Raw genomic sequence first — 17,562 nt, forward strand, 5'->3', positions numbered from 1 at the left:
CGGAGCCGTGGGAGAAGTTGAGGCGCACCACGTCGACGCCGGCGGCGATCATCGCCTCGAGCACGCCGTCGCGGTCGCTGGCCGGGCCCAGGGTGGCGACGATCTTGGTGCGGCGGATGGGGGTGTGCAGCGGTTGGTTCGGCATGTTGCGCCTCCTGGGAGGAAAGGAAATGTCGTCAGACTACAACCATAGCGGTTTTCAGGTAAGTTTACTACATCGTTGCCGTCGCGGCCTCAGCCGTAGCCGCTTGCCCGAAACGCTGGCTCTGCTAGCCTATAAAGTGAGTAAGCGAGCAACGTCAGGAGCGTTCGGCGTAAGCTGTTTAGGCCATTATGTCGTAAAGTTACCAAAAAAATCTTGAGTCCCTGATCAGTTTGCGTCACATTGTGGGTCATATCACCAGGAGCCGCAGGCTGCCCAGCCGGCATCTTCGATGCCCGATCTCTGCCCACCGGCTCTGCCCCGCTTCCCTGAATTGCCACAGAGACGCTCTGGAGGAGAGAGGACATGACACTCAAGATCGCAATCAACGGCTTCGGTCGGATCGGCCGCAACGTGCTGCGCGCCCTGTACGAGAACGGCTATCGCAATCGCGTCGAGGTGGTGGCCATCAACGATCTCGGCGACCCGGCCCTCAACGCCCACCTGCTGCGCCACGACACCGTGCATGGTCACTTCCCCTTCAAGGTGGAGCACGACGAGGAGAGCCTCAGCGTGGACGGCGACCGTATCGCCATCCTCTCCGAGCGCGACCCGGCCCTCCTGCCGTGGAAGGCGCTGGGCGTCGACCTGGTAATGGAGTGTACCGGGCTGTTCACCAAGCGTGCCGCCGCCGCCAAGCACCTGGAGGCCGGCGCCCAGCGGGTGCTGATCTCCGCGCCGAGCCCGGATGCCGATGCCACCGTGGTCTACGGCGTCAACGAGGACGTGCTGACTGCCGCGCACAAGGTGGTCTCCAACGCCTCCTGCACCACCAACTGCCTGGCGCCGATCGCCAAGGCGCTCAACGATAGCGTGGGCATCGAGAACGGCCTGATGACCACGGTGCACGCCTACACCAACGACCAGAACCTATCGGATGTCTACCACAGCGACCCCTACCGGGCGCGCAGCGCGACCCATTCGATGATCCCCACCAAGACCGGGGCCGCCGCCGCCGTGGGCCTGGTGCTGCCGGAGCTCGCCGGCAAGTTCGACGGCCTGGCGGTGCGGGTGCCGGTGATCAATGTCTCGCTGGTGGACCTGACCTTTACCGCCGGGCGGGACACCACCAAGGAGGAGATCAACGCCATCGTCGCCAAGGCCGCCGAGGCCTCCCCGGTGCTGGCGGTCAATGCCCAGCCGCTGGTCTCCATCGACTTCAACCACGACGCCAACTCCTCCACCTTCGATGCCAACCATACCCGGGTGAACGGCCGACTGGTCAAGATCATGGCCTGGTACGACAACGAGTGGGGCTTCTCCAACCGTATGCTGGATACCGCCCTGGCCATGCAGACGGCGAGCGACGCCAAGCGCGACGCCGCCTGATGCGCTGATTTGGCCTCGGTACGAACGAACGCCGGGACGGGAGACCGTCCCGGCGTTCGTGTGTCCGGGCCCACCTTATGTATGCCGCTGCTTCACCAATTCCTTAGCAAGGACGCCTTGTGCTGACCGGCGACGCCTGGCCCGCCTGGAGCCTGGTCGTGTCCGCCACCTATCTCATTGGCCTTGAGATGGAAAAAACCCCGCCGAGGCGGGGTGAAGAGACGTCAGGTCGGAGAGTCTGACGCTGCGGGTGTCACCCGCTCACTGCTTGACGATCCACTCATGAGCCGGGTCGTTCTGGAACTTCCATGCTCGCTTGGGACCGGCCATCACGTTGAGGTAATAAAGGTCATAGCCGTGGGCGGCGCCCACCGGGTGGTAGCCACGCGGTACCATCACGCAGCAGCCGTTCTCCACCGCCATGGTCTCGTCCAGGGAGCGGTCATCGGTGTAGACCCGCTGGAAGGCGAAGCCCTGAGAAGGATTGACGCGGTGGTAGTAGGTCTCCTCAAGGATCGACTCCTCGGGCAGGTTGTCCACGTCGTGCTTGTGGGGCGGGTAGCTCGACCAGTTGCCCGCCGGGGTGTAGACCTCCACCACCAACAGGCTGTCCGCCGGCTCGGTTTCCGGCAGGATGTCCTGGATATGGCGGGTGTTGGTACCGCTGCCGCGGGTGCTGCACTTGACTTGGTCGGGGGTAATCAGGCGTGGCGCATGGTTACCGTGGCCGGGTGCGCTGCACACAGCCAATTCCAGGTCGGTGGTGGCCTCCACGCTGTAGCTTGCCCCGTCGGGTAGATAGACAGAGTAGGGCGGGGCTTTCTCGAAGATATCCATGCGCTCGCCAATGTCTTCCCAGCGGTGTTCTCCACTGGTGACGCTGGCGCGGCCGCTGAGTAGCACCAGGCAGTGTTCGCGGCCCTCGGTATTGCCCTCGAGGTGTTGCCCTTTGGCCAGCGTGTGGACGCGAAAGCCGACGTGGTCCCAGCCGGCGGAGGCTGGGGTGACTTCGAGTACCTTGCCCTGGGCATCAGGCTCGTGCGGGCGGACCAGTAGTGACGTCATGGGTCGCTCCTGTGGCGTTCAGTGAATGTCGTCGATGGCGATGCGGCGGCCTTCCTTCAGTGAGCGTTCGGCTGCCTCGGCAAGGCGCAGTGCCTCCAGGCCGTCCTGGGCGCCAGCCATTGGTGCTCGGCCCTGTTTCCAGGCATCGACGAAGTCGCCGATCTCGAGGCTGTAGGCCTCGGCGTAGCGTTCCAGGAAGAACCACTTGGGCTTCTCCTCCACCTGGCCCGGCTCACCGGTGAAACGCAGGCGGGTCTCGCTCTCGTTCTGAGCCTGCAGCATGCCAGCGCTTCCGAAGGCCTCGATGCGCTGGTCGTAGCCATAGCAGGCGCGGCGGGAATTGCTGATATGACAGAGCCGGCCGCTGGCGGTGGTCAGGGTGACCATGGCGGTGTCCACATCGCCGGCCTCGCCGATGGCCGGGTCGATCAGGCAGCTGCCTTCGGCGTGGACGTGAGTGATGGACTCATCCAGTAACCAGCGGGCCATGTCGAAGTCGTGGATCGTCATGTCGCGGAAGAGGCCGCCGGAGGCGCCGACATACTCCGCCGGGGGCGGGCTGGGGTCGCGGCTGATGATGGAGAGCGTCTCGAGCTGGCCGATACGGTCTTCGTCCAGCGCCCGCTTGAGGGCGGCGAACTGGGGGTCGTGACGGCGGTTGAAGCCGAGCGCACAGGTCACCGGATGGGCGGCCAGTACCTGCAGGGCATCACGGGTGCGGGCCAGATCCAGGGCGATGGGCTTCTCGCAGAGGATCGCCTTGCCGGCGCGGGCGGCCTGTTCCAGGTAGTCGGCATGGGTGGGGGTGCTGGAGGCGATCAGCACGGCGTCGATGCCGTCATCTGCGAAGATGGCATCGACGCTCACAGCCTGAGCGCCATACTGGGCGGCCAGAGCCTCGGCTGCCGCGGCGTGGTAGTCGGCAACGGCAGCAAGCGTCACCTTGGGGTGACGATCGATGGCCTGGGCATGCACCTTGCCGATGCGTCCGGCGCCGATCAGGGCGAGTCTCATAGGAACTTCTCCTTATAGTTGGTTCAGTCGTCAGGCGCGTTCCGCATCCGGATCTTGTGTCTTGGCATCCCTTGCCTTGTCCTGGCGTACTCCCAGTGAGATGGCGAGGGTCTGGGCCAGGCACAGCGAGGCGGTGAGACCGCGAAAGCTCTTGACCTCGGCTTCGTGCACGACCAGCACTACGTCGGCCAGTCGAGCCAGCGGGCTAAGGCTGGAGTCGGTGATCACTATCAGAGGCAGGCCACGCTCGCTGGCAGCCTCTGCCACCTGCCTGCTCTCCTCCGCATAGGGGGAGAAGCTGACCACCAGCAGGGCATCCTGTTTGCCGATGGCGCGCACCTGTTCGGTGTACATCCCCCCCAGGCCGTTGACCAGGAAGGCGCGCTTGTCGATATGGTGCAGCGCATAGGTCATGTAGCTGGCTACCACGAAGCTGCGCCTGGCGCCCATCACATGCACTGCCTGGGCGCGCTCGAAGATATCCAGGGCCTGTTCCAGATGGCGCGGGTCGATGCGGCCCGGCAGCTGCTCCAGCACCTCTCGGTTAGCATCGGCGAACTCCCACAGCAGCTGGGTGCTGTCGGGGGTTTCGCCGGTGGCACTGCGCACGGCGCGAATCCGTTCGGTGTAGTTGGGCAGCTCGTCCACCAGCCGAGAGCGGAACAGCTGCTGCATCTCCGAGAAACCCTTGAAGCCGAAGCTGTTGGCAAAGCGGATCAGGGTGGAGGGGGTAACCCCAGCTTGCTCGGCTAACCTGGCCACGGTGGCAAAGGCGACCTCCTGGGGGTGGTCGAGCATGAACCGTGCAGTCTGCTGCAGGCGTCGACTCAGCGACGGGTACTCCGCCGTGATGCGCGTTTCCAGCTCGTTGAAGTCCTGGGGTGTCGTGTTCATCTGTCGTTCTTCCTTGCCGTCGCCAAGGTGGCGTTGACTCTGGAGCGAATGCTTGCGGGCAGTCTAGGCGCTATGGAATAAACATTCCAATAATACCAAAGTATAGAACAATTGGTTTGATTTTATCCATGATTGGAATCTATATTCCATTTGTCGATGCGCTTCATGCAATCAGCACCACACAATGACAACCAAGAGGACATCACCCATGGCACGTCTATCTCAATGGCTTCTCGCTTCCACGGCCGCCGCCGCCATGATGGCCGGATCGGTCCAGGCTCAAGAGCCCAACCGTTTCATCATGGTGACCCACGGCGTTCCCTCCGATCCCTTCTGGTCAGTGGTCAAGAATGGTGCCGATGAGGCCGCCGAGCAGGTGGGGGCGCGCCTCGAGTATCGCGCTCCCTCCACCTTCGACATGGCTCGCATGCAGCAGCTGGTGGATGCAGCCATCGCGTCCAGCCCCGATGGGCTGATCCTCTCTTTTACCGATGAGGATGCTCTAGGCAGCGTTGTGCAGCGCGCGACCGACAATGGCATCCCGGTGATCACCATCAATTCCGGTGGGGATGTGTCCAGTAAGTACGGGGCCCGCCTGCACATCGGCCAAAGCGAATACGAGGCGGGCAAGCTCGCCGCCGAGCGTATGCAGGAGATGGGTGTCGAGAAGGGGGTCTGCATTAACCATGAACAGGGCAACCAGGGGCTCGACCAGCGCTGCGATGGCTTCGTCGATGGCTTCGACGGCAACGCCAGTCAGCTGGCAACGACCTATGATCCGACGGGCATCCGTAGCGCCCTCATCGCTTATCTGAACCAGAACAGCGATGTTCGAGGCGTCCTTGCCCTGGGTGCGCTGGCTGCCGATCCGGTGGTGCGTGCCATTCGCGATCAGGGGGCTCTCGACATGTTCACCATTGGCACCTTTGACCTCTCCCCGAGCATTCTGCAGGCCGTCGAGGCAGGTGAGATGGACTTCGCCATCGACCAGCAGCAGTACCTGCAGGGCTATCTGCCGGTGATGTTCCTCGACCAGTATGCTCGCCATGGCCTGCTCCCGGCGGGAGATGTGGCGACGGGTCCTGGATTCGTGACCCAAGACAACGCTGCCCAGGTCATCGAATTGAGCAATCAAGGCATTCGCTGACCCGCTGCTTAAAACACAGGCCCGGCAACGCCGGGCCCGGGAGTCGTATTATGAAACCTAATCAAGAACCCACCCCAGCCGCTGCACCGGAGACCAAGGACGAGCGCTTGCAGGCGATACCGCTTTGGAAGAAGGCTCTCAGCCGGCCGGAGCTTGGAGCCTTGGCCGGCGCTGTGCTGGTCCTCTCTTTCTTTATCGTTGCGGCCAGTGGCACCGGCATGTTCACGCCGGCGGGTATCATCAACGTCCTCCAGGTGGCCGCCCAGCTGGGCATCATTGCCACCGCTGCGGCACTGCTGATGATCGGTGGCGAGTTTGATCTTTCCATCGGCTCGATGATCGGCCTGGCCGGCATCCTCATTGCCATCCCAGCGGTGGAGTATGGCTGGCCGCTGTGGGCCGCCATCCTGTTGGCCTTCTCCTGTGCAGCCCTGGTGGGTTGGATCAATGGCAATCTGGTCAACAAGACGGGCTTGCCCTCCTTTATCGTCACCCTGGGGTTCCTGTTCATTCTGCGCGGCCTGGCCATTGGCATCAGCCGCCTGCTGACCGGGCGTACACAGGTCGGCGGCGTGCATGAGCATGTCCCGGGTGACTGGTTCGCGGCCCTGTTCTCCGGGGAGGTGGCCACGGGGCTGTTCGCCTGGATGGCGACACAGGGCTGGATCGCCACCAACTTTGCCGGTAATCCGGTGGTTACTGGCATCCCGGTCTCCATCGTCTGGTGGCTCGGCCTCACGGCCGTGGCGACCTGGGTCCTGCTCTGCACCCCCTACGGCAACTGGATTTTCGCCAGCGGTGGCGACAAGAATGCCGCCCGCAACTCCGGCGTCCCGGTCCACCGGGTCAAGATCTCGCTGTTCATCTTCACCGCCTTCTCCGCGACCATCTTTGCCTGCATCCAGGTGATGGATACCGGCTCGGCGGACACCATCCGCGGCCTGCTCAAGGAACTGGAAGCGATCATTGCGGTGGTCATCGGGGGGGCTCTGCTCACCGGGGGCTATGGTTCCGCCATCGGTGCAGCGCTCGGCGCCCTGATCTTCGGCATGGTGCAGATGGGCATCTTCTATACCGGCGTCAATACCGACTGGTTCCAGGTCTTCCTCGGCGTAATGCTGCTGGTCGCTGTGCTGTTCAACAACTTCATGCGCAAGAAGGCGATGGAGGCCAAGTAAATGAGTGAACGTACTCCTATGATCGAAATGCGCAACGTCAGCAAGCATTTCGGCAGCGTCATCGCCCTTAGCGACATCTCGATGAAAGTGTGCTCCGGCGAGGTCATGTGCCTGCTGGGTGACAACGGCGCCGGCAAGTCGACCCTGATCAAGACCCTGTCGGGTGTGCATAGTCCGTCCCACGGCGAAATGCTTCTGGATGGCGAGCCCGTGCACTTCAAGTCCCCGGCCTATGCGCTGGACGCCGGCATTGCCACCGTCTTCCAGGATCTGGCGATGATTCCGCTGATGTCGATCACCCGCAATTTCTTCATGGGTCGCGAGCCCACCGTCGGCTGGGGCCCCTTCAAGCGCATCGACTGGAAGTACGCCGATCGGGTTGCCAAGGAAGAGATGGCCAAGATCGGTATCGATGTGCGCGACCCCAGCCAGGCGGTGGGCACACTTTCGGGGGGCGAGCGCCAGTGCGTGGCCATCGCTCGTGCGGTCTATTTCGGTGCCAAGGTGCTGATTCTGGATGAGCCCACCTCGGCGCTGGGGGTCAAGCAGGCCTCGGTAGTGTTGCGCTATATCGCCAAGGCGAAGGCCGACGGCCTGGCGGTGATCTTCATTACTCACAACGTCCATCACGCCTTCCCGGTGGCCGATGCCTTCACCCTGCTGTCGCGCGGCGGCAGTCTCGGTACCTTCCGCAAGGCAGACATCACCCGTGAAGAGGTGCTGAACATGATGGCCGGTGGCGCCGAACTCGAGAGCCTCGACGCCGAGCTGGCCGAGTTCCAGCGCAGCGACACGGAGAGGAAGGCGAGCCGTGAAAGTGCCGCGTCCCGGCAGGAGACATCGAGCGCCTCTGGCACATGAAGTAAGCAAACCTGGCTGCTTCATACCAGCGGGCGGGAAATGCCGAATCCGGTGCGCGCAAGCGCATCGCCAACCGCTTTCACGGAGCTGTGGCAATGAATCCACGATCAGGAGAATCCCCCTTCACCCTGGCGGTCTGCGCCGAGATGGTATTCCGCGACCTGTCGGTCATCGAGCGGGTCAGGCGGATCGATGCCCTGGGCTTCCAGGTGGAGATCTGGGACTGGACGAAGCATGACATTCAGGCCCTGGTAGACACCGGTGCGCCCTTTTCCTCCATGACCGGCTATATCGACGGAACCCTCGCCGACCGACAGGGTGCCGACCGGTTGGTCGAGACGGCCAGGGAATCGATTGCTGTGGCCAAGACGCTGGGCATCCCCCGGCTCAACTTGCATGGCACCGGCCTCGACGGCCAAGGGTTGCCGGTCAAGCCGTGCACCGATGTGACCGGGCCCATGTGGATCCAGGCGGCTGACACCCTGAACCGCCTGGCCGACCTTGGCCAGCAGCATGGGGTCACCTTCGTGTTGGAGAACCTCAATACCGCCGTCGACCACCCGGGGGTGCCCTTCGCCCGTGCGGAAGATGTCCTGACGCTGGTGGCCAGCGTGGATCGCCCGGAGGTGCGCATCATGCTCGATCTCTACCACGCCCAGATTGGCGAGGGGAATCTGGTCGAGCTGGTGCGCCGCTGTGCGCCCTATATCGGTGAGATCCAGGTGGCTGATGTGCCCGGCCGCTGCGAGCCCGGCAGTGGCGAGATCCACTATCCGGCCATCGCCAGGGCCCTCAATGAGATCGGCTATCGCGGAACCGTTGGCCTGGAGGGATGGGCCTCCGGCGATGACGAACTGGCCCTGCAGCGCTTCAGAGATGCCTTCACCCTTTGAATGGTTTGCGTCGTGGTGCCCACGTAGAGGTCAGCCCGGCGGCTGGCCACCGATCAGGTGCAGTACGTCATACGACGCGGAGAGAGAGTATGCAAAAAATGAACACCGACAACAGACCACTGGATCTGATCTGCCTCGGCCGCGTCGCCGTCGATCTCTATTCGGAGCAGATCGGCAGCCACCTCGAGGATGTGGCCAGCTTCGCCAAGTACCTGGGCGGCAGCTCCGGCAACATGGCCTACGGCACCGCGCGGCTGGGGCTCAAGTCCGCCATGCTGTCGCGAGTCGGCAACGAGCAGATGGGACAGTTCGTGCGCGAGGAGTTGCAGCGGGCCGGGGTCGATACCTCGGCCCTGCAGACCGACCCGGAGCGTCATACTGGCCTAGTGCTGCTGGCGCTCAAGGATCGCGACAGCTTCCCGCTGCTCTTCTACCGGCGCGACTGCGCCGATATGGCCATCGATGCCGAGGCCATTGACCCGGCCTTCATTGGTCGTGCCCGGGCGCTGGCCATCACCGGCACTCACCTCTCTACGGAGACCACGCGACGCGCCTGCCGCAAGGCGCTGGACGCGGCCGCCGAGCACGGCGTCAAGCGGGTGCTCGACATCGACTACCGGCCGGTCCTCTGGGGCCTGACCACGCCTGGCGACGGCGAGACCCGCTTTATCGCCGATGAGACGGTTACCACCGATTTGCAGCAGTGGCTCGGTGACTTCGACCTGATCGTCGGCACCGAGGAGGAGTTCCATATAGCTGGTGGCAGCACCGATACCCTGGAGGCGCTGCGGGCGCTGCGCCGGGTCAGCACCGCCACCCTGGTCTGCAAGCTCGGGCCCCTAGGGTGCGTGGTGATCGAAGGTGAGATTCCCGATCGGCTCGAGGACGGCATCCTGGTTCGCGGCGTCAAGATCGAGGTGCTCAATGTGCTGGGTGCCGGCGATGCCTTTATGAGCGGACTGTTGCGGGGATGGTTGCGAGGCGAAGCGTGGGCAACCAGCGCCGCCTACGCCAACGCCTGTGGCGCCCTGGTGGTCTCCCGCCACGGCTGTGCGCCGGCCATGCCCACCGAGGAGGAGCTATTCGACTATCTGGCGCGCCGCGATGAGGTGCCTCGCCCCGATAGGGACGAGCGCCTCAATCATCTGCATCGGGTCACCACCCGCACGCCGGTGTCGTGGCCCGAGGTGTGTGGCCTGGCCTTCGATCATCGCCGCCAGATCACCGATATGGCCCGCGAGGAGCATGCCGACCCCGAACGCCTGCCGACATTAAAGCGGCTGCTGGTGCGGGCCGCCGAGGAGGGCGCCCAGCGGTGTGAACTGGCCAGGCCGGCGATCCTGGTGGACGACGTGCTCGGCCAGGACGCCCTCAACGAGGCCAGCGGTCGCGGCTGGTGGATCGGTCGCCCGGTGGAACTGCCGAGCTCACGCCCGCTGCGTTTCCAGCACGGCGACGATCTGGGCAGCCGGCTACGCCACTGGCCCGCCGAACACATCATCAAGTGCCTGGTGTTCTACCATCCCGACGACCACCTGACGCTGCGCCTGGAGCAGGAGGCGCGCCTGCGTCAGCTCTATCGCTCGGCCTGTGATAACGGCCTGGAGCTGCTGGTCGAGGTGATTCCACCGGCCGGCATGCCGGTGGACGACACGACCCTGCCGCGCAGCCTACAGCGCCTCTATAACCTGGGCATTCGTCCTGACTGGTGGAAGTTGCCGGCCATGTCCGAGGCGGCCTGGCAGGCGGTAGGGCGGATCATCGACGTCCAGGATCCGCATTGTCGTGGCGTCGTTCTGCTCGGCCTCGATGCGCCCATGGATGAGCTGAAGCGAGGCTTTGGCCCCGCAGCCCGGCAGGGGCACTGCAAGGGCTTCACCGTGGGGCGCACCCTGTTCGCCGCAGCGAGCCGCGAGTGGCTCGCCGGGCGTATCGACGATGCCACCCTGGTCGGCCGCGTCGCCGACAACTATGCCGAACTGATCCAGGAGTGGCGGCGCCTTCGCCGCACCGCCCCCCAACTGGAGGAAGCCTGATATGCGCTCCATCCGTTTGACCATGGCCCAAGCGCTGGTCAAGTACCTGGCCGCCCAGCGCATCGAGCATGAGGGGCGCGAGGTGCCACTCTTCGAGGGCGTCTTCGCCATCTTCGGCCACGGCAACGTGGCCGGCCTCGGCGAAGCGCTCTACCACGCCCAGGACGCCCTGCCGACCCTGCGCGCCCACAACGAGCAGACCATGGCCCATGCCGCCATCGCCTTCGCCAAGGCCAACGGTCGGCGACGACTGATGGCGGCCACCAGCTCCATCGGCCCGGGCGCCACCAATATGGTGACCGCCGCGGCCCTGGCCCATGCCAACCGCCTGCCGGTCCTGCTGCTGCCGGGGGACACCTTCGCCACCCGCGAGCCCGACCCGGTGCTGCAGCAGGTGGAGCACTTCGGTGATCCGACCGTGACGGTCAACGACTGTTTCCGGCCGGTGTCGCGCTACTTCGACCGCATTACCCGCCCTGAGCAGCTGCTGACCAGTCTGCCCCAGGCCATCGCCACCCTGCTCGATCCTGAGCACTGCGGTCCGGCGACCCTGGCGCTGCCCCAGGACGTGCAGACCTTCGCCTATGATTATCCCGAGACTTTTTTTGTCCCTCGGGTGCACCGCATCCGCCGACCCCAGCCGGATCCCCGCGAGCTGGAAGCGGCGATTGCCGCACTCACGCAGGCCGACCGCCCGCTGATCATCGCCGGAGGCGGCGTTCACTATGCCGGGGCCTGCGAGCGCCTCGCCGCTTTCGCCAAGGCCCATGGTGTGCCGGTGGCCGAGACCCAGGCTGGCAAGGGGGCGCTGGCCGATTCTCATCCCTGCGCTGCCGGCGCCATCGGCGTCACCGGCAGCGAGGCTGCCAACCGGCTTGCCGAGCAGGCGGATGTGATCCTCGCTGTGGGCACCCGCCTGCAGGATTTCACCACCGGCTCCCGGGCGCTCTTCGAGCGCGACGACCTGACCCTGGTGGCGCTTAACGTGGGGCGCTTCGACAGTCACAAGCACCATGCCCTGCCATTGATCGGCGACGCCCTGGATGGACTCGAGGCGCTTGAGGCTGGCCTGGCCGAGTGGCGGGCCTCTGACGCCTGGCGAGAGCGGGTTGGCGGGCTGAAGCGGGAATGGGCCGAGGTGGTGGCCAGGGTCACCGCCGACGAGGGGCGTGACCTGCCCACCGATGCTCAGGTGATCGGTGCGGTCAATCGTCAGGCCGACGCGGATGGCACCGTGGTCTGCGCCGCGGGCGGGCTACCCGGGGAACTGCACAAGCTGTGGCAGTGCTCGGGCCCGGGCAGCTACCACGTCGAGTACGGTTTCTCCTGCATGGGCTACGAGATCGCCGGTGGCCTGGGGGTCAAGATGGCGCGTCCCGAGCGGGAGGTGTACGTGATGGTGGGAGATGGCTCCTACCTGATGCACAACTCCGAGCTCGCCACCTCGGTGATGCTGGGCCACAAGCTGGTCGTGGTGGTGCTCGACAACCGCGGTTTCGGTTGCATCAATCGCCTGCAGCAGGCCACCGGCGGCGCCGGTTTCAACAACCTGTTGGAGGACTGCCGCACGGTGCCCGACGGGGCTCCCAAGATGGATTTCGCCGCTCATGCCCGCTCCCTGGGCTGCCAGGCGGAGAGCGTAAGCGGCATCGCTGAACTGGAGCGGGCGCTGGTGCGCGCTCGCCAGGCCAGCGGCACCTACGTCATCGCCCTGGACACCGACCCGCTGCTCAGTACCGCCGAGGGCGGTGCCTGGTGGGAAGTGGCGGTGCCCGAAGTCTCCGAGCGCGAGCAGGTCAACGAGGCCTATCGCGGTTACCGCGAGGCCAAACGGCGCCAGCATCGCTGAACCCGTTACGCCGCGTAACGATTCATCCGTTTACTCATGACAAGGGACGGGCCGGGTGGCCTGCCCCTTAAAGGAGCACGTCATGTCTACCGTACGCCTGGGGATCAATCCCCTGACCTGGACCAACGACGACCTGCCAAGCCTGGGCGCCGATACGCCTCTGGAAGTGTGTCTCGAGGAGGGGCTCAAGGCCGGCTTTTCCGGCTTCGAGCTGGGCAACAAGTTTCCACGCACCCCGGAGGCTCTCTCGGCCGTGCTTGGTCGTTACGGCCTGGCGCTGGTCTCCGGCTGGTACTCCGCCCGGCTGCTGGAGCGCACGCCCGAGGAGGAGATCGCCGCCGTACAGGACCATCTCAACTTGCTCAAGGCCTGTGGCGCCAAGGTGATGGTGTTCTGCGAGGTGAGCCGCTGCATCCACGGTAATCAGGCGGTGCCGCTTTCACGGCGCCCCCACCTCAGCGATGCCGACTGGCAGCGCCTCACCGAGGGGCTCAGCGTGGTGGGCGACTACCTCAAGGAGCAGGGGGTGCAGCTGGCCTATCACCACCACCTTGGCACCGTGGTGGAGAGCCAGGCGGACGTGGAGCGGATGCTTGACGGTACCCGCGATTCCGTTGGCTTGCTGCTCGACTTCGGCCATCTGAGCGGTGCCGGCGGAGACCCCCTGGCGGTGGCCCAGCGCTACGCCTCGCGGATCAACCATGTGCACTGCAAGGATGTGCGTTTCGGGGTGCTGGACGAGCTGCGCAATCGTGACAAGAGCTTCCTGGACGGGGTGCTCGATGGCCTCTTTACCGTGCCGGGCGATGGTGACGTGGAGTTCTTGCCGGCCCTGACTCACCTGCGCGAGGTGGGTTACCAGGGCTGGCTGGTGGTCGAGGCCGAGCAGGACCCCGAGGTGGCCCATCCGCTCACCTATGCGCGCCTGGGGTATCGCAATTTACGTTCCTTGGCCGAACAGGCGGGTTTCCAGGTAGCCGACTGATACGGCCAATCGCGCACAACGGATTTACAGAGAGAAGACGTCCATGAACCAGATTCATCATTTCCTCAACGGCCAGGTGGTCGAGGGCGCCAGCGGACGAACCGCTCCCGTCTACAATCCCGCCACTGGCGAGCAGCGCGCTCAGGTCGAACTGGCCAGCGCCTCCGAGACCCGCGAGGCGGTACGCATCGCCCATGCGGCCTTCGCCAAGTGGTCGAAGATCACCCCGCTCAAGCGGTCACGCATCCTGTTCAAGTTCAAGGCGCTGGTCGAGGAGCACGCCGACGAGCTGGCACGGCTGATCTCGAGTGAACACGGCAAGGTGTTTTCCGACGCCAAGGGCGAGGTGACCCGCGGCCTGGAAGTCGTCGAGTTCGCCTGCGGCATCCCGCACCTGCAGAAGGGCGAGCACTCCCTGAACGTGGGCACCGGGGTGGACAGCTACTCGATGATGCAGCCGCTGGGCGTGTGTGCCGGCATCTCGCCGTTCAACTTCCCGGCCATGGTGCCGATGTGGATGTTCCCCGTCGCACTCGCCTGCGGCAACACCTTCATCATGAAGCCCTCCGAGAAGGATCCCTCCGCGCCGATGCGCCTGGCCGAGCTGCTCAAGGAGGCCGGCCTGCCCGACGGTGTCTTCAACGTGGTCAACGGCGACAAGGAGGCGGTGGAGGTGCTGCTCACCGACGAGCGGGTTCAGGCGGTGAGTTTCGTCGGCTCCACGCCCATCGCCGAGACCATCTACGCAACGGCGTCGGCCCACGGCAAGCGGGTCCAGGCCCTGGGCGGGGCCAAGAACCATATGGTGATCATGCCCGATGCCGACCTCGACCAGGCTGTCGGCGCCCTGATGGGCGCCGCCTACGGTTCCGCCGGCGAGCGCTGCATGGCGATCTCGGTGGCGGTGCCGGTGGGTGAGGAGACCGCCGAGAGGCTGCGCGAGAAGCTCATCGCCGAGCTGGCCAAGCTGCGGGTCGGTCCCGGTCTGGTGGATGGCCCTGACAACGACATGGGGCCGCTGGTCACCCGCGAGCACCTGGAGAAGGTCCGCGGCTATATCCAGACCGGCGTGGACGAGGGCGCCGAGCTGGTGGTGGACGGCCGGGAGGCCACGGTCGAGGGCGCCGGTGACGGCTACTTCGTGGGTGGCACGCTGTTCGACCACGTCACGCCGGGCATGCGCATCCACCGCGAGGAGATCTTCGGCCCGGTGCTGGCCATCGCCCGCGCGGCGAGCTTCGATGAGGCCGTGGCGATGATCAACGACCACGAGTACGGCAACGGCACCGCCATCTTCACCCGCGACGGCGACGCCGCCCGCCAGTTCTGCGAACAGATCCAGGTGGGCATGGTCGGCGTCAACGTGCCGATCCCGGTGCCCATGGCCTTTCACAGCTTCGGTGGCTGGAAGCGCTCCCTGTTCGGCCCGCTGCACATGCACGGCCCCGATGGCGTGCGCTTCTACACCCGCATGAAGACCATCACCCAGCGCTGGCCCAGCGGTATCCGGGAAGAGACCAACCACTTCACCATGCCGACGCTCTGATCTCCCTCTCTAATGGCAGCTTTGCCAGGGCGCCGGTCTCCAGGGCCGGCGCGACTGGATAGGTAAAAGGACTCATAGGATGCAGACGCTCAATATTGGCTTGATCGGCACCGGCTTCATGGGCAAGGCCCATGCCATCGCCCTCAAGGCCGCCCCCACCGTTTTCAATCTGCCTGCGATGCCGGTCTGCGATCTGCTCGCCGAGGTTGATGACGAGCTGGCCGCGCGCAAGGCCCGGGAGCTTGGCTTTGCACGTGCCACCGGAGATTGGAAGGCGCTGGTCAAGGATCCCGAGGTAGACGTTGTAGATATCTGTGCCCCCAACTTTCTGCATAAGGAAATGGCCCTGGCCGCCATCGCTGCGGGCAAGCACGTCTACGCGGAGAAGCCGCTCGCCCTCACCGCTGCCGATGCGCTCGAGATGGTGGAGGCAGCCGAAAGGGAGGGGGTGAAGACCTTGGTGGGCTTCAACTATATCCGTAACTCGGCCACTCAGTTGGCCAGGGAGATCGTACAGAGTGGCGAGATTGGTGAGTTGATCCACTTTCGCGGTCGTCATAACGAAGACTACATGACTGACCCCGCCAAGCCGCTGGATTGGCATACCCAGCGGGCCACCGCCGGAGCCGGGGCCTTGGGTGATGTGGGATCCCATATTCTGAACATGGCCGAATATCTGACCGGCCAGCGCATCAGCGAGGTGTTCGGCCAATTGCAGACGGTGATTCCGCGCCGACCGCTGCCTGACGGCAGCGGCGGACTGGGCGAGGTCGAAAACGACGATCAGGCGCAAGCGTTGCTGCGCTTCGACGGTGGCCTGATCGGCAATATCGAAACCTCCCGGGTGGCCACCGGGCGCAAGATGGGGCTGGCCTACACCATTACCGGCACCAAGGGTGCGATCATATTCGACCAGGAGCGCATGAGCGAACTGCAGCTCTACAAGCATGAAGGGCCTGAGGGGCGCCGCGGCTTCAGCACCCTGTTGGTCGGCCCGGAGCATCCCGATTACGCCTCCTTCAGCGCCGCCCCCGGCCATGGCCTTGGCTACAACGACCAGAAGATCATCGAGATCCGCGATCTGGTGGAGGGCATTGTGGGTGACAAGCCACTCTATCCGGATTTCCGTGAGGCGCTCAGAGTCAACCTAATGATTGACGCCGTTGAGCGTTCCCACGCTGAAGGTGCCTGGGTCGGGGTGTGAGCGTGTGTCGCTTCACCCCGGGATGTGCCAGGTCTCCGGGCACTCCTCTGCGTGGAACAGCCGCTGGGCATTGGTGGCGTTGCGCCTCTCCGCGATCACCGTTCTGCCCTCGCTGAGGGCGGCGAGCAGGGCGTCGCTATGATGGCGCACGGTGAGCAGCGCCAGGTCGCGCCGGGTGGTCACCCGGTAGTCGCGCTCCAGGTCGGCCAGCAGCGGGGCGAGCGGCTCGGGCTTGTGGTCGACCACCAGCCGCAGGCGCATGGCCTCGAGGTCGAGCAGGTTGGCGTGCAGGCCGGCAGCGGCGAGCCTGGCGAGCACATCGGCCAGTCGCGCCTCGTCGATGAAGCTGAAGTCGCTGGGCGCGATATCGATCAGTAGCTGGTCGTCGCGCAGGATAAAGCTCGGCAGGCGGTCGCCCTCGCCCGGCTCGGGGCCGATGCGGCTGGGCGGGGCGTCGAGGTCGAGGAAGGAGCGCACGGTCAGCGGGATGCCCTTGCGCTGCAGGGGCGCCAGGGTGCGCGGATGGATCACCTTGGCGCCGTACCAGGTCTGCTCCACCGCCTCGGCGTAGCTAAGCCGGTGGAGCTGCACGGCATTGTCGAAGCGCCGCGGGTCGGCATTGAAGACCCCGGGGACATCCTTCCAGATCGTCAGGTCCTCGGCGTCGAGGCAGTGGGCGAGGATGGCGGCGCTGAAGTCCGAGCCTTCACGGCCGAGGGTCGTGGAGAGGCCGTCGCGGGTGCCGCCGATAAAGCCTTGGGTGATCCAGAGCCTGCCGTCGTCGAGCGCTAGCGAGCGCACCCGCTCGGCGGTGGCCTCCCAGTCGATATTGGCCGCCTGGTGGCGGTCGTCGGTGACGATCAGCTCGCGGGCGTCGCACCACTCGGTGGCGATGCCGCAGTGGTTCAGCCAGGCGGCCACCAGGCGGGTGGAGAGCAGCTCGCCGTAGCAGACCGTCTGATCGTAGTGGAGCGAATACGCCGCCTGCCGGTAGCGCTGATGGCGCTCGTCGAGCTCTTCGAACAGCGCGGTGATGCGCTGTGTCACGGGCCGGGCGGCATCGCCGAGCAGCGCTTCGGCCACGGCCAGGTGGTTCGCCTCGAGGGCGGCGAGCCGCTGGCGATAGTCGTCGTCGGCGCCTGAGCGGGCGGCGGCCAGCAGGGCCTCGAGGCCGTTGGTGGTCTTGCCCATGGCCGAGACCACGACCATCAGGGGACGGCTGTCGTGGGCGTCGAGCAGGTGGGCCAGATGGCGAATGGCGTCGGCGTCCTGAATGGAAGCGCCGCCGAACTTGAAGATACGGGTCATGGAAGGGTCCCTTGCTGGATCGCTATGCCCCTACCTTGCGGGAAAATGCCG

15 protein-coding genes are annotated in these 17,562 nt (G+C 65.1%); 10 read left to right on the forward strand and 5 right to left on the reverse strand.

Annotation, left to right across the window (positions count from 1 at the left end):
* Positions 1–145 (reverse strand): pyruvate kinase (locus tag HOP52_RS17205; protein ID WP_238978733.1); only part of this gene is annotated, 145 nt, incomplete at its 3' end.
* A gap of 363 nt (positions 146–508) precedes the next feature.
* Between HOP52_RS17205 and gap the strand changes: the two genes are divergently transcribed.
* On the forward strand, positions 509–1,531 hold the full coding sequence (gene gap / locus HOP52_RS17210; RefSeq protein WP_238978636.1) for a type I glyceraldehyde-3-phosphate dehydrogenase: 1,023 nt from the start codon (positions 509–511) through the stop codon (positions 1,529–1,531).
* 261 nt (positions 1,532–1,792) lie between these two features.
* On the opposite strand, the gene iolB is transcribed toward gap, so the two are convergent.
* From iolB to HOP52_RS17225, 3 genes are read right to left on the reverse strand one after another with little or no spacing between them, the layout of a single operon-like run.
* Positions 1,793–2,596, reverse strand: coding sequence for a 5-deoxy-glucuronate isomerase (iolB, locus tag HOP52_RS17215; protein WP_238978637.1), 804 nt, complete (start codon positions 2,594–2,596; stop codon positions 1,793–1,795).
* An 18-nt stretch (positions 2,597–2,614) separates the two neighbouring features.
* Positions 2,615–3,610, reverse strand: a complete 996-nt coding sequence (gene iolG, locus HOP52_RS17220) for an inositol 2-dehydrogenase (protein WP_238978638.1) — start codon at positions 3,608–3,610, stop codon at positions 2,615–2,617.
* A 30-nt stretch (positions 3,611–3,640) separates the two neighbouring features.
* Positions 3,641–4,504 carry a MurR/RpiR family transcriptional regulator gene (locus tag HOP52_RS17225; RefSeq protein ID WP_238978639.1) on the reverse strand — a complete coding sequence of 288 codons (864 nt, stop codon included), beginning with the start codon at positions 4,502–4,504 and terminating at the stop codon, positions 3,641–3,643.
* 208 nt (positions 4,505–4,712) lie between these two features.
* Here HOP52_RS17225 and HOP52_RS17230 point away from each other — a divergent pair, with 208 nt between their 5' ends.
* The 9 genes from HOP52_RS17230 to HOP52_RS17270 all read left to right on the forward strand — a co-directional run bounded on the left by HOP52_RS17230 (position 4,713) and on the right by HOP52_RS17270 (position 16,203).
* Positions 4,713–5,651 (forward strand): sugar ABC transporter substrate-binding protein, encoded by a 939-nt coding sequence (locus HOP52_RS17230; RefSeq protein ID WP_238978640.1) that lies wholly within the window; start codon positions 4,713–4,715, stop codon positions 5,649–5,651.
* Between the two features lie 50 nt (positions 5,652–5,701).
* Entirely contained in the window at positions 5,702–6,829 is a 1,128-nt protein-coding gene (locus HOP52_RS17235) for an ABC transporter permease (RefSeq protein WP_238978641.1), read from the forward strand.
* On the forward strand, positions 6,830–7,690 hold the full coding sequence (locus HOP52_RS17240) for an ATP-binding cassette domain-containing protein (protein WP_238978642.1): 861 nt from the start codon (positions 6,830–6,832) through the stop codon (positions 7,688–7,690).
* 95 nt (positions 7,691–7,785) lie between these two features.
* Positions 7,786–8,583 carry a TIM barrel protein gene (locus HOP52_RS17245; RefSeq protein ID WP_238978643.1) on the forward strand — a complete coding sequence of 266 codons (798 nt, stop codon included), beginning with the start codon at positions 7,786–7,788 and terminating at the stop codon, positions 8,581–8,583.
* 89 nt (positions 8,584–8,672) lie between these two features.
* Positions 8,673–10,619 carry a bifunctional 5-dehydro-2-deoxygluconokinase/5-dehydro-2-deoxyphosphogluconate aldolase gene (locus HOP52_RS17250; protein WP_238978644.1) on the forward strand — a complete coding sequence of 649 codons (1,947 nt, stop codon included), beginning with the start codon at positions 8,673–8,675 and terminating at the stop codon, positions 10,617–10,619.
* A 1-nt stretch (position 10,620) separates the two neighbouring features.
* On the forward strand, positions 10,621–12,468 hold the full coding sequence (gene iolD, locus HOP52_RS17255; protein WP_238978645.1) for a 3D-(3,5/4)-trihydroxycyclohexane-1,2-dione acylhydrolase (decyclizing): 1,848 nt from the start codon (positions 10,621–10,623) through the stop codon (positions 12,466–12,468).
* Positions 12,469–12,550: 82 nt separating this feature from the next.
* A complete protein-coding gene (iolE, locus tag HOP52_RS17260; RefSeq protein ID WP_238978646.1) occupies positions 12,551–13,453 on the forward strand; it encodes a myo-inosose-2 dehydratase in 903 nt (300 codons plus the stop codon).
* 43 nt (positions 13,454–13,496) lie between these two features.
* Positions 13,497–14,999, forward strand: a complete 1,503-nt coding sequence (locus tag HOP52_RS17265) for a CoA-acylating methylmalonate-semialdehyde dehydrogenase (protein ID WP_238978647.1) — start codon at positions 13,497–13,499, stop codon at positions 14,997–14,999.
* A gap of 79 nt (positions 15,000–15,078) precedes the next feature.
* Positions 15,079–16,203 (forward strand): Gfo/Idh/MocA family protein, encoded by a 1,125-nt coding sequence (locus tag HOP52_RS17270; protein ID WP_238978648.1) that lies wholly within the window; start codon positions 15,079–15,081, stop codon positions 16,201–16,203.
* A 12-nt stretch (positions 16,204–16,215) separates the two neighbouring features.
* Here HOP52_RS17270 and HOP52_RS17275 read toward each other — a convergent pair whose 3' ends face one another.
* Positions 16,216–17,511: an aspartate kinase gene (locus HOP52_RS17275; protein WP_238978649.1), complete on the reverse strand. Its 1,296-nt coding sequence runs from the start codon at positions 17,509–17,511 to the stop codon at positions 16,216–16,218.
* Between the last annotated feature and the right edge of the window lie 51 nt (positions 17,512–17,562).

The organism is Billgrantia campisalis, assembly GCF_022341425.1.
Taxonomy (GTDB): Bacteria; Pseudomonadota; Gammaproteobacteria; order Pseudomonadales; family Halomonadaceae; genus Halomonas; species Halomonas campisalis.

Bases quoted from the DNA above. Each gene is read 5' to 3' on its own strand.
- gap (WP_238978636.1), top strand. From the start codon at position 509: ATGACACTCAAGATCGCAATCAACGGCTTCGGTCGGATCGGCCGCAAC.
- iolB (WP_238978637.1), bottom strand. From the start codon at position 2,596: ATGACGTCACTACTGGTCCGCCCGCACGAGCCTGATGCCCAGGGCAAG.
- iolG (WP_238978638.1), bottom strand. From the start codon at position 3,610: ATGAGACTCGCCCTGATCGGCGCCGGACGCATCGGCAAGGTGCATGCC.
- HOP52_RS17225 (WP_238978639.1), bottom strand. From the start codon at position 4,504: ATGAACACGACACCCCAGGACTTCAACGAGCTGGAAACGCGCATCACG.
- HOP52_RS17230 (WP_238978640.1), top strand. From the start codon at position 4,713: ATGGCACGTCTATCTCAATGGCTTCTCGCTTCCACGGCCGCCGCCGCC.
- HOP52_RS17235 (WP_238978641.1), top strand. From the start codon at position 5,702: ATGAAACCTAATCAAGAACCCACCCCAGCCGCTGCACCGGAGACCAAG.
- HOP52_RS17240 (WP_238978642.1), top strand. From the start codon at position 6,830: ATGAGTGAACGTACTCCTATGATCGAAATGCGCAACGTCAGCAAGCAT.
- HOP52_RS17245 (WP_238978643.1), top strand. From the start codon at position 7,786: ATGAATCCACGATCAGGAGAATCCCCCTTCACCCTGGCGGTCTGCGCC.
- HOP52_RS17250 (WP_238978644.1), top strand. From the start codon at position 8,673: ATGCAAAAAATGAACACCGACAACAGACCACTGGATCTGATCTGCCTC.
- iolD (WP_238978645.1), top strand. From the start codon at position 10,621: ATGCGCTCCATCCGTTTGACCATGGCCCAAGCGCTGGTCAAGTACCTG.
- iolE (WP_238978646.1), top strand. From the start codon at position 12,551: ATGTCTACCGTACGCCTGGGGATCAATCCCCTGACCTGGACCAACGAC.
- HOP52_RS17265 (WP_238978647.1), top strand. From the start codon at position 13,497: ATGAACCAGATTCATCATTTCCTCAACGGCCAGGTGGTCGAGGGCGCC.
- HOP52_RS17270 (WP_238978648.1), top strand. From the start codon at position 15,079: ATGCAGACGCTCAATATTGGCTTGATCGGCACCGGCTTCATGGGCAAG.
- HOP52_RS17275 (WP_238978649.1), bottom strand. From the start codon at position 17,511: ATGACCCGTATCTTCAAGTTCGGCGGCGCTTCCATTCAGGACGCCGAC.